The 11048-nt window shown below is 73.9% G+C and carries 12 protein-coding genes and 1 pseudogene; 5 read left to right on the plus strand and 8 right to left on the minus strand.

Annotated features, from left to right (window positions below):
• Positions 1–311, minus strand: a 311-nt coding sequence (locus tag VF468_14520) for a zinc permease (GenBank protein HEX5879508.1), incomplete at its 3' end; no start/stop codon positions are given.
• A 110-nt stretch (positions 312–421) separates the two neighbouring features.
• Here VF468_14520 and VF468_14525 point away from each other — a divergent pair.
• Positions 422–529, plus strand: a pseudogene (locus VF468_14525) (IS5/IS1182 family transposase).
• Positions 530–668: 139 nt separating this feature from the next.
• Here the strand turns inward: VF468_14525 and guaA are convergent.
• Positions 669–2291: a glutamine-hydrolyzing GMP synthase gene (gene guaA, locus VF468_14530; protein HEX5879509.1), complete on the minus strand. Its 1623-nt coding sequence runs from the start codon at positions 2289–2291 to the stop codon at positions 669–671.
• A 163-nt stretch (positions 2292–2454) separates the two neighbouring features.
• Here guaA and VF468_14535 point away from each other — a divergent pair, with 163 nt between their 5' ends.
• A complete protein-coding gene (locus tag VF468_14535) occupies positions 2455–2667 on the plus strand; it encodes a hypothetical protein (GenBank protein ID HEX5879510.1) in 213 nt (70 codons plus the stop codon).
• Between the two features lie 70 nt (positions 2668–2737).
• On the opposite strand, the gene VF468_14540 is transcribed toward VF468_14535, so the two are convergent.
• Positions 2738–3898: a GuaB3 family IMP dehydrogenase-related protein gene (locus VF468_14540; GenBank protein HEX5879511.1), complete on the minus strand. Its 1161-nt coding sequence runs from the start codon at positions 3896–3898 to the stop codon at positions 2738–2740.
• 199 nt (positions 3899–4097) lie between these two features.
• On the opposite strand from VF468_14540, the gene VF468_14545 reads away from it, so the two are divergent.
• Entirely contained in the window at positions 4098–4601 is a 504-nt protein-coding gene (locus tag VF468_14545) for a DUF5319 family protein (GenBank protein HEX5879512.1), read from the plus strand.
• Here the strand turns inward: VF468_14545 and VF468_14550 are convergent.
• Genes VF468_14550 through VF468_14560 form a run of 3 tightly spaced genes read right to left on the minus strand, consistent with a single transcriptional unit; the run spans position 4543 to position 7665 of the window.
• Positions 4543–5382 carry an HAD family hydrolase gene (locus tag VF468_14550; GenBank protein ID HEX5879513.1) on the minus strand — a complete coding sequence of 280 codons (840 nt, stop codon included), beginning with the start codon at positions 5380–5382 and terminating at the stop codon, positions 4543–4545. The two genes, VF468_14545 and VF468_14550, sit on opposite strands and share 59 nt — an antisense overlap.
• Positions 5379–6326 (minus strand): UDP-glucuronic acid decarboxylase family protein, encoded by a 948-nt coding sequence (locus VF468_14555; GenBank protein HEX5879514.1) that lies wholly within the window; start codon positions 6324–6326, stop codon positions 5379–5381. The genes VF468_14550 and VF468_14555 overlap by 4 nt, the downstream gene beginning before the upstream one ends.
• A gap of 1 nt (position 6327) precedes the next feature.
• Positions 6328–7665 (minus strand): UDP-glucose/GDP-mannose dehydrogenase family protein, encoded by a 1338-nt coding sequence (locus tag VF468_14560; GenBank protein ID HEX5879515.1) that lies wholly within the window; start codon positions 7663–7665, stop codon positions 6328–6330.
• 125 nt (positions 7666–7790) lie between these two features.
• Here VF468_14560 and VF468_14565 point away from each other — a divergent pair, with 125 nt between their 5' ends.
• Complete coding sequence (locus VF468_14565; protein ID HEX5879516.1) at positions 7791–8927, plus strand: hypothetical protein; 1137 nt, start codon at positions 7791–7793, stop codon at positions 8925–8927.
• A gap of 82 nt (positions 8928–9009) precedes the next feature.
• Positions 9010–9273: a hypothetical protein gene (locus VF468_14570; protein ID HEX5879517.1), complete on the plus strand. Its 264-nt coding sequence runs from the start codon at positions 9010–9012 to the stop codon at positions 9271–9273.
• 308 nt (positions 9274–9581) lie between these two features.
• On the opposite strand, the gene thiE is transcribed toward VF468_14570, so the two are convergent.
• On the minus strand, positions 9582–10232 hold the full coding sequence (gene thiE, locus VF468_14575; protein HEX5879518.1) for a thiamine phosphate synthase: 651 nt from the start codon (positions 10230–10232) through the stop codon (positions 9582–9584).
• Positions 10229–11044: a thiazole synthase gene (locus tag VF468_14580; GenBank protein HEX5879519.1), complete on the minus strand. Its 816-nt coding sequence runs from the start codon at positions 11042–11044 to the stop codon at positions 10229–10231. Before VF468_14580 ends, thiE begins: the two co-directional genes overlap by 4 nt.
• Positions 11045–11048 lie beyond the last annotated feature (4 nt).

An 11048-nucleotide genomic window follows, 5' to 3' on the forward strand; every position in this document is an offset into this window, starting at 1 on the left:
GGGGTCTCGGTCCCGCCCCCGGCGACGGACGCCTCGGCCTCCTCGGGCGGGGCCACGCGGCTGTCCAGCCAGGTGTTGACGACCACGAACACGGCCGCGCCGGCCAGCAGCCCCCCGCCCGCCGGGGCCACCCCGCCCAGCTCGACCGCCTCGGGAAAGAGCTCGAAGGCCAGCGCCGATACCATCGCCCCGCTGGCGAAGGCCAGCATGACGCCCGTCACGCGCTTAGGCGCCTCCCAGTAGGACCCGAGCGCCCCGCCCACCACCAGCGAGCTGGTGGCCAGCACCCCGAACAGGACCGCTTCCCACATGGCAAGGGGTTCGTACCTCCCGAGCGCGGTCCTAACCCGGTGGATCCGGGGCCGTCCGGGCCGTCGCAAATAAGAGGTCCTGGATCGGCCGGGTGCGCAGGGCCGGCTGCCTCCACGCCGACAGGGCTAACGACAGCCACGCCCACCGTGCCTGGCTGCGGCGTCGTGGAATCCGGCCACGGATTGTTCGGCGTGGGGTCGAGTCGTCGGCCAGGCTTGCGTTCGTGTTGCTGGCCTGCGCAGTCGTCTGCTGCAACCGGCTCGACCGGCCAGGGGAAATGAGAGCGTTGCTGGGTGTGCCTGGCTAGGCTGTGGTGCGGCTTGCCCCGGCGTGGGAAGCACGCCGAGTTGCTGGGGTTACTCCCACTCGATCGTGCCCGGAGGCTTGGAGGTGACGTCGTAGGCGACCCGGTTGACGCCGGGGACCTCGCCAACGACCCGGGTCGAGATGCGCTCCAGCACCTCCCATGGGAGGCGGGCGAAGTCCGCCGTCATGGCGTCCTGGCTGGTCACGGCCCGGAGCACGATCGGGTAGGCGTAGGTGCGGCCGTCGCCCATGACCCCGACGGTCCGCACCGCCGGCAGCACCGCGAACCACTGCCACAGCTCACGGTCCAGCCCGGCCCGGCGGATCTCCTCGAGCACGATGTGGTCGGCGGCCCGGAGGGTCTCCAGCCGCTCGGCGGTGACCTCGCCGACGATCCGCACGGCCAGGCCGGGACCGGGGAAAGGCTGGCGCTGGACCACGTCCTCGGGCAGGCCGAGCTCGGTCCCGACCCGGCGGACCTCGTCCTTGAACAGCAGGCGCAGCGGCTCGACCAGCTCCAGGTCCATGCGCTCGGGCAGCCCGCCGACGTTGTGGTGGCTCTTGATGGTGGCGTTGCGCTTGCCGCCGGACTCGACCACGTCCGGGTACAGGGTGCCCTGGACCAGGTAGCGGGCGTCGCCGTGCTCCTTGGCGACCTCCTCGAAGACGCGGATGAACTCGTTGCCGATCGCCTTGCGCTTGGCCTCGGGGTCGGTCACCCCGGCCAGGCGCTCCAGGAACCGGTCGGCCGCCTTGACGTGGACCAGGTTGACCTTGAAGTCGCGGCGGAAGGTCTCCTCGACCTGCTCGGCCTCGCCGTGGCGCAGCAGCCCGGTGTCGACGAACACGCAGGTCAGCTTGTCCCCGACCGCCCGGTGGACGAGCAGGGCGGCCACCGAGGAGTCGACCCCGCCCGACAGGGCGCAGAGCACGTGGCCGTGCCCGACCCGCTCCCGGACGGCCGCCTCCTGCTCCTCGATGATCGACACGCTGGTCCAGTTGGGCCGGCAGCCGGCCGCCTCGTAGAGGAAGTTCTTGAACAGGTCCATGCCCCGCTCGGTGTGGGCGACCTCGGGGTGGAACTGGACCCCGTACAGGCCCCGCCCGGGGTCCTCGAACCCGGCCACCGGGGAGGCGTCGGTGCTGGCCACCACCCGGGCCCCGGGCGGGGCGGCGGTGACCGTGTCGCCGTGGCTCATCCACACGACCTGCTCTTCGGGCAGGTCGCCGAACAGGAGGCTGCCCTCGGGCTGGGCGCGCAGGGTGGTGCGGCCGTACTCCCGGACCCCGGTGGCCTCGACCCGGCCGCCCAGGGCCCTGGCCATGGCCTGCTGGCCGTAGCAGAGCCCGAGGACGGGGATGCCGAGCTCCAGCAGGCGCGGGTCGAGGGCGGGGGCGCCCGGCTCGTAGACCGACTTGGGCCCGCCGGAGAGGACCAGGGCCTTGGCGTCGTGGGCGCGCACCGTGTCCGGGTCGACGTCGCAGGGGACGACCTCGGAGAAGACGTGGCACTCGCGGATGCGGCGGGCGATGAGCTGGGCGTACTGGGCGCCGAAGTCGAGCACCAGGACCGTGTCGTGCCCGGGGGCCGGACGCGCTCGGAGGGCACCAGGCTCCGGGCGGGCGGCCTCGACCTCGGCCAGCGAGGCCTCGATCGGGGCCGGGGTCGTCATGGGCGCAGGATACGGGCTCCGGCGGTGGATTGCTCGCACCGCTTGCGGAGGAGTACCGTAGATGGCGAGAGGGGCGTCGCCGCCCCTTGGTGCCCAGACCTCGCACCACACACCGGACGCCGGGTGTGTGGTGCTTTTTGTTCTCTTGGTGGAGGAGGCGACGGTGACAGAGCCGGAGGAGCCCATCCCCGCCCCGACCCGCCGGCGGGCGCCCGGCGCCGACCCGGCCGTGCGCTCGTTCGGGCAGGCCCGGACGTGCGCCGCCGACGGCTGCGAGACGCGGCTGTCGCGCTACAACCCCGACACCTTCTGCTCGGTCCACCGGGGCTGGGACCGCCAGGTCGTGACTCGTCGTCGCAAGGGCGACGACGACTGAAAGGCACGACGACTGAAGGCAGGGAATCCTTGAACGCACCGGGGGGCTGCGCCCCCCCGGACCCCTGCCCTCAACCCATCCCGACGCCCTGGGAGCGCTGCAGGAGCTTGCCCTCGGTCTGGAGCGCCGGGGCGACCATGACCTCGGCCTTCTGGAACTCCTTGACCGTCTGGTAGCCGGTGGTGGCCATCGAGGTCCGCAGGCCCCCGAACAGGTTCATGCTGCCGTCGTTGACCGGCGCCGGGCCGAGCAGGATCTCCTTGAGGGTGCCGAGGGAGGTGGTGCGCACCCGGGTCCCCCGTGGCAGGTCGGGGTGGAAGGTGGCCATGCCCCAGTGGTGGCCGCGCCCGGGGGCCTCGACCGCCCTGGCCAGGGGGGAGCCGATCATCACGGCGTCGGCCCCGCAGGCGATCGCCTTGGCCACGTCGCCGCCGGTGCGCATGCCGCCGTCGGCGATCACCTGCACGTAGCGGCCCGTCTCCTCCAGGTGCCGGATGCGGGCCCCGGCGGCGTCGGCCAGGGCGGTGGCCATGGGCACGCCGATGCCGAGCACGCCGCGGGTGGTGCAGGCCGCCCCCGGCCCGACCCCGACCAGGATCCCGGCGGCGCCGGTGCGCATCAGGTGCAGGGCGGTGGCGTAGGAGGCGCAGCCGCCGACGATCACCGGCAGGTCGTAGTGGGCGATGAAGGTCTTGAGGTTGAGAGGCTCGCTGCTCGAGGAGACGTGCTCGGCCGAGACGACCGTGCCCTGGATGACCAGGATGTCGAGCCCGGCCTCGAGGGCGAAGCTGTGGTAGCGGGCGACCCGCTGGGGGGTCAGGGAGGCGGCCGCGACCACCCCGGCGTCCTTGATCTCCCTGACCCGCTGGCCGATCAGCTCGGGCTTGATCGGCTCGGCGTAGATCTCCTGCATCCGCTTGGTGGCGTCGGCGTCGGGCAGGCCGGCGATCTCGGCGTAGACCGGGTCGGGGTCCTCGTAGCGGGTCCAGAGACCCTCCAGGTTGAGCACGCCGAGCCCGCCGAGGCGGCCCAGCTCGACCGCGATCCGGGGCGACACGACGCCGTCCATGGCCGAGGCCAGCAGGGGCAGCTCGAAGTGGTAGGCGTCCAGGTCCCAGGAGATGTCGATGTCGTCGGGGTCGCGCGTCCGCCGGCTGGGCACGATCGCGATGTCGTCGAACCCGTACGCCCGGCGGCCGCTCTTGCCGATGCCGATCTCGACCTCAGCCACGTTGCCTTCCTCCCAGCAGCGGTACCTCGTGGGTTTGGGTGCAGATAGACGAACGGACCCGTCCGCTGGCGCGGCGGGCCCGGGGAAGGTGCATGTCCGACGCTAGCAGCGGGGTTCTGTGGAGGTCAAGGAGAGCCCGATCGGCATCCGCGCTACCATGCCAGGGAGAGCTTCGCATCAACCTGACTTCGGAGTGCCCGTGCCCGACCCCCTCGACCCGTTCGAGCCGCAAGACGACTCGCCCCCCGAACCCATCGACGAAGAGGAGCGCGCCGCGCTCCTGGATGATCTCGCCGACCTGGCCGAGTTCCGCTCGGCGCTGGAGCAGCGCGGCTTCCTCGGGGTGGTCATCTCCTGCCCCGACTGCGAGGAGGACCACTTCTTCGGCTGGAGCCTGCTGCGCGAGAACCTGGAGCACATCCTCCAGCACGGCGAGCCCCGGGTCCACGAGCCGGCCTTCGAGCCCGCGGTCGACCACTACGTGACCTGGGACTACGCCAAGGGCTTCGTCGACGGGCTGCTCGAGGGGGAGCACGAGCAGGGCCCCCTGCGGGACGGCTGGACCTCGCCGGCCGAGGCGGCCCGCCGCCTGCGCCGCGCCCTCACCACCCGCGGCCTGTCCGAGGACGAGGTCGCCGCCGTCCTCAGCGAGGGCGGCCTCCCGCCTGGCGACGCTTCCGCCGGGCCAGACGGCGGCCGGTGACCGCGGCCGCGGCCGTGGTGACCCCAGCGGCCATGCCGGCGGGCAGCCAGACCAGCCACAGCCGCCGCCGGGTGCGGAAGTCCTGCACCGGCCAGCCCCGCTCGGTGGCCAGCTCGCGCAGGTAGCGGTCGGGGTTGACGGCCACCGGCCGGCCGACCCCCTCCAGCAGCGGCCGGTCGTTCACCGAGTCCGAGTAGGCGCTGCTCTGGCGCAGGTCGAACCCCTCCTCGTCGGCCAGGCGGACCACCGCGTCGAGCTTGGCCGGCCCGTGCAGCACCGGCCCGAGCAGCCGGCCCGTGTAGGTGCCGTCGACCAGCTCGGCCTCGGTCCCCAGGGCCCCGTCCATGCCCAGGTAGGTGGCGATCCCCTGGGCCAGCTCCCGTGGGGCGGCGGTGACCAGGTAGGTCCGGTCGCCCTGGGCGTTGTGCTCGTCGATGACCCGCCGCATCCCCGGGTAGATCCTGGGCCCGATCACCTCGACCACGATGTCGTGGCCGATCTGGGTCAGGTCATCGCGCCGCTTCCCCTCGATGAAGGCGAGGGCCTGCTCGCGGGCCGCCTCCATGCCCTTGCGGCCCTCGGCCCCGGTGAGCCGGAAGACCAGCTGCCCGAAGGCGAACCCGGCGATGTCCCGCAGCTCGTAGAACCCGCGCCGGTACAGCCCGCGCGCGAACAGGTACATGCTCGACCCCGGCAGGAGGGTCTTGTCCACGTCGAAGAACACCGCCCGGCCCGAGCTCACCCCGGTGTCGCTGCCGCCGGTCGCCCTGGTCAGGGTCACGGAGTGGCCGACTCCTCCAGCGCCCTCCGGAACCAGGGCACCGTCCGCTGGACCCCCTCCTCCAGGCTGACCTCCGGCTTCCACCCCAGCCCGGTCACCGCCCTGGTGATGTCGGGCCGCCGCACCTCCGGGTCGTCGACCGGCCGGGGCCGCAGCTCGATCCTCGCCTCGACCCCCGCCGCCCGGGCCACCGTCCGGGCCAGCTCCAGGATCGTCACCTCCTCCGGGTTCCCCAGGTTGACCGGCCCCACCAGGTCGCTCCCGAGCAGCCGCCAGATCCCCTCGATCAGGTCGTCCACATAGCACAACGACCGTGTCTGGGTCCCGTCCCCGTGCACGGTGAGCGGTTCCCCCCGCAACGCCTGCACGGCAAAGGTGCAGAAGGCGCGCCCGTCGTCAATTCTCATCGAAGGTCCGTACGTGTTGAAGATGCGCACGATCCGCACCTCGACCCCGTGGCTGCGGTGGTAGGCCATGGCCAGGGCTTCGGCGAAGCGTTTGGCCTCGTCGTAGACGCCGCGGGGGCCGATGGGGTTGACGTGGCCCCAGTAGGTCTCGGGCTGGGGGTGGACCTGGGGGTCGCCGTAGACCTCGCTGGTGGAGGCGAGCAGGAACCGGGCCTGCTTCTCCTTGGCCAGGCCGAGGGCGTGGTGGGTGCCGAGGGCGCCCACCTTGAGGGTCTGGATCGGGTACTTGAGGTAGTCGATCGGGCTGGCCGGCGAGGCGAAGTGGAGCACGGCGTCCAGCGGGCCGGGCACGTGGATGAAGTCGGTCACGTTGACGTTGACCAGCCGGAACCGTTCGCCGACGAGGTCGGCCACGTTGGCCGCCCGGCCGGTGAGGAAGTTGTCCATGCAGACGACGTCCCAGCCCTCGTCCAGGAGCCGCCGGCACAGGTGGGACCCGAGGAAGCCGGCACCGCCGGTGATCAGGGCTCGTGGCACGTCAGCGGCTCCCGCCGTCGGGCGCCCGGACCGGGCGGCCGACCCCGGCGACGGTGAACCCGGCGGCCACGAACGCGTCGGCGTCCGCCGCGTTGCGGGCGTCGACCAGGATCGGGTAGGCCATGCGGTCGGAGAGGTCGGCCGGGTCCAGCTCGCCGAACTCGGCCCACTCGGTCATCAGCACGATGGCGTGGGCGCCGTCGGCCACCCCGACCGCCTTGTCGGCCAGCTCCAGGCCGGGGACCTGCCGGGCCGCCGCCTCGCCGGCCACCGGGTCGTAGGCGACCACCTGGGCGCCGTCGGCCAGCAGGTCGCGGGCCACGTCGATCGCCGGGGCCTCGCGCAGGTCGTCGGTGTTGGGCTTGAACGACAGCCCCAGCATCCCGATCCGCTTGCCGTCCAGGTGCCAGAGGGCGTCGCGGACCTTGTCGACCACGGCCCGCCGGGCCTCGTGGTTGATCTTGGCCACCTCGTTGAGGATGCCGAAGTCGACCCCCAGCTCGCGGGAGCGGTGGGCGAAGGCGGCCACGTCCTTGGGGAAGCAGCTCCCGCCGTAGCCGGCGCCGGCCTTGAGGAAGTGGACGCCGATGCGCGGGTCGAGGCCCATGCCCCTGGCCACCAGGTCGACGTCCGCCCCCGACCGCTCGCACACCCTGGCCACCGAGTTGATGAAGCTGATCTTGGTGGCCAGGAAGGCGTTGGAGGCGTGCTTGATCAGCTCGGCGGTGGCCCGGTCGGTGGCCAGGAACGGCGCCCCCGAGCGCTCCAGGATCGGCTGGTAGAGCTCGCGGAGGGCGGCCAGGCCCCGCTCGGAGCTGGTGCCGACGACCACGCGGTCCGGGTCGAGGGTGTCGACCACGGCCGAGCCCTCGCGCAGGAACTCGGGGTTGGAGGCGACCTCCCAGTCGGCCTCGGGCCTGGCCTCGCGGGCGATGACCCTGGCCACCCGCTCGCCGGTCTGCACCGGCACGGTGGACTTCTCGCAGATCAGGCGGAACTCCTCCGGGGGCAGGCTGCGGGCGACCTCGCGGGCCACCGCCTCGACGTAGGCCAGGTTGGGGCTGCCGTCGCCGCGGCTCGGGGTGCCGACGCAGACGAAGATCACGGTCCCGTGCCCGACGGCCTCGGCCTTGTCGTCGACCACCCGGAGCCGCCCCGACCGGACCACCTCGCCCAGCAGCTCCTGCAGGCCGGGCTCGTAGAACCAGGAGCGGCCCTCCCGGATCAGGTCGAGCTTGCTGACGTCGTCGTCGTCGACCACGACGTCGTGGCCGACATGGGCAAGGCAGGCGGCGGTGACGAGGCCGACGTGGCCGGCGCCGATCACGGTGACGCGCATACTGGAGGCTCCCCCCGGGTCTTCACTGATGAGATCGCGCCGGACGATTCTAGTGGATGGCCGCCGATTCGGAACCGAGCGACCATCTTGTCCGGCTCGTCTGCCGGTGCGACACTGCGGCAGCCATGGGTCCGCGCCCCGCCCTGCCGCTCCGGCTCTGCCGCCTGCTCCTGGTCGCCACCGTCCTGGGGGCCGGGGTCGTGCCGGGGTGGGCTGGCCGGGCCGAGGCCGCCCCGCCGGCGCCCGCGGGGCCGGAGGCGGTCCGGGCCAGGTACGCGATCCTGGTCGACCCGGCGAGCGGGGCGGTGCTCTGGGGGCGGAGGAGCCGCACGCCCGCGCCCCCGGCCAGCCTGACCAAGATGCTGACCGCCCTGGCCGTCCGGGCCAGCCTGGAGCTGGACGCCGTGACCGTGGCCTCCAAGGCGGCGGCCGGCCAGCCGGCCCGGCGCCTGGCCGTGCGGCGCGGCCAGAAGCTCACCGTCGACCAGGCCCTCAAGGCTCTGATGATCTCCTCGGCCAACGACGTGGCGGTGATGCTGGCCGAGGCGGCCGGTGGGTCGGTGGGCCGGTTCGCCAAGGCCATGGACGCCGAGTCGGAGCGGCTCGGCCTGCGGGGATCGTCCTGGCGCAACCCGCACGGCCTTGACCAGCGCGGGCACCGCTCGACCGCGTTCGACCTGGCCATCCTCGCTCGGGCGGTGCTCGGTGACCGCTGGCTGGCCCGGGTCGTGCGCAAGCGCCATGCCGCCTTCGTGACCCCGAGCGGCCGCCGGCACTCGCTCACCGCCCGCTCCCGGTTCCTGCTCGGCTACCGGGGCGCGGTCGGGGTCAAGACCGGGTTCACCGACGACGCCGGCCACTGCCTGGCCGCCGCCGCCACCCGGGGCGGGCGGACCCTGCTCGCGGTGGTCCTGCACAGCCCCGACAACGCCGGCGACGCCGGGCGGATGCTCGACTGGGGGTTCGGCCGCGGCCGGGCGGCCCGGACCGGCCTCCGGCTGCCGGCGCCGGTGGCCCCGGCGAGCGTGACCGCCCTGCTCACGCGCCCGCCGGCGGCCGTGGAACGCCACCACCCGGCCGACGCCGAGGTGCTGGCCTCGGCCGGCCTGGCCGGGGTCCGGGCGACGCCGCCGCCGCCGGCGGGTTCCCGGGCCCTCTGGTCCTGGCGGGACCGCCAGCGTGTTGCCACCGCCGCCGGCGCCGTCGCCGCCTTCCTGGCCGCCGTCGCGCTCACCTTCCACAGACTCCGCCAGCGGGCTTGACTCCTGGGCCCAGGTGATCGAACATATGTTCGAAGAGTGGGGAGTCTCGGAACGCACGGAGGGGAGGAGCCGGCGGATGCTGATGAGGACGACCATCGGCCCGGACGACGCGGCCACCGTTGGGGAGCTGCTGCGCGAGATCGGCCAGGGCAGGACCACGCCCGAGGAGCTCCGCGACGCCGCCGTGTACTGGTCGGCCGCGATCGACCCGGACATGGAGTGCGCCGACCTCCAGACGATCGCCTGGCTGCTCCGAGACGCCAGCGCCCACCGCCGGGTCCCCACCGCCGAGCGCGACCGGGCCCGCTACTGGGCCGCCTACCTGGAGGGCCGCATGGCCAGCTGACGCGGGGACCGGCCGGGCGTCGGTTTCGCGGCCCACGAGTGGTCGTCGCCCTCACCGGCAGGCGACGACCACACGCCGCACGCCCAGCCGGTCCCCCACCATCCGCAGATCCCGCGGCCATGGCCCCCGCCACCGACGAGCCCGGGGCCATGGCCCACCACCCGAACCGGGTCACGCACCCGCCGCCTCCCGCGGCGGCCACCCCTTACCCGAACGTGACCAGGTTCAGCCGGAAGCCCCGGCGCGCCAGGCACCGACCGGCTCCGTGTCCCAACCGGCGGCGCGCCGGGGCTCCGGCATCCCCACCCTCAGCCGCCGTTGAGCCCGGCGAGGATGGTGCGGGTGGCGGCGGCGGGGTCGGGGGCCTCGGTGATGGCGCGGACGACCACGATCCGGGTGGCGCCGGCGGCGGTGACCTTCGGGAGGTTGGCGGGGTCGATGCCGCCGATGGCGAACCAGGGCTGGGGTGGGGAGAGGGCGGCGACGGCCCTGAGCAGATCGGTGCCGGTGGCCGGGCGGCCGGGCTTGGTGGTGGTGGCCCAGACGGGGCCGGCGACCAGGTAGTCCCAGGGTTCGGCGGCGGCGCGGGCGGCCTGGCCGGGGTCGTGGGTCGAGCGGCCGAGGAGGACGTCGTCGCCCAGGATGCGCCGGGCCCAGGGCAGGGGCAGGTCGTCCTGGCCGAGGTGGAGGACGTCGGCGCCGGCGGCCAGGGCGACGTCGGCGCGGTCGTTGACCGCGAACAGGGCGTCGTGGCGCTCGGCGGCGTCGCGCAGCACGGCCGCCGCCTCCAGCAGCGGACCGGCCTCGGCCTGCTTGTCCCGGAGCTGGATCAGGTCCACCCCCGCGCCCAGGACGGCGTCGGCGAACTCGCCCAGGTCGGCCCGGATCGGCGTGCAGACATACAGCCGGGAGGCGGCCAGCCGCTCCCGGCGGGCCGCCCCGTCCCGCGTCCGGCTCACCCCTCCCCCGGCTGGCGGGGCTGGCCCTGGGGTTCGCGGGTTCCCTCGGCGGGCCGGTCCGACAGGTCGGGGACGCCCTCGGCGGGGGTCGAGGCCTCGGCGTAGAGGCGCCGGGGGATGCGGCCGGCCAGGTGGGCGAGGCGGCCGGCCTCGACGGCCTTGCGCATGGCCTCGGCCATCAGGGCCGGCTCCTGGGCGCGGGTGACGGCGCTGGCCAGCAGCACGGCGTCGCAGCCCAGCTCCATGGCGATGGCGGCGTCCGAGGCGGTGCCGACGCCGGCGTCGAGGACCACCGGGACGGTCGCCTGCTCGATGATGATGCGCAGGTTGTAGGGGTTGGCGATGCCCATGCCGGACCCGATGGGCGACCCCAGGGGCATGACCGCGGCGCAGCCGAGCTCGGCCAGATGGCGGGCCAGGACCGGGTCGTCGTTGGTGTAGGCGAGCACGGTGAAGCCGTCGTCGACCAGGGTCTCGGCGGCGTCGCGGAGCTCGACCGCGTCCGGGAGCAGGGTGCGGTCGTCGCCGATGACCTCGAGCTTGATCCAGTCGGTGTCGAACGCCTCCCGGGCGAGGTGGGCCGTGCGCACGGCGTCGCGGGCGGTGAAGCAGCCGGCGGTGTTGGGCAGCAGGCGGCACCCGACCCGCCGCAGGACGTCCAGGATCGAGCCTCTGGCCCCCGGACTGGTCCGGCGGAGGGCGACGGTGGTCATCTCGGTCCCGGAGGCGGCCAGCGCCTGCTCCAGCGCCTCCAGGCTGGCCGCCCCCCCGGTCCCCATGACCAGCCGGGATGAGAAGCTCTGGCCGGCGATGACG

The sequence above is a fragment of the Actinomycetota bacterium genome (assembly GCA_036280995.1).
Classification (GTDB): domain Bacteria; phylum Actinomycetota; class CALGFH01; order CALGFH01; family CALGFH01; genus CALGFH01.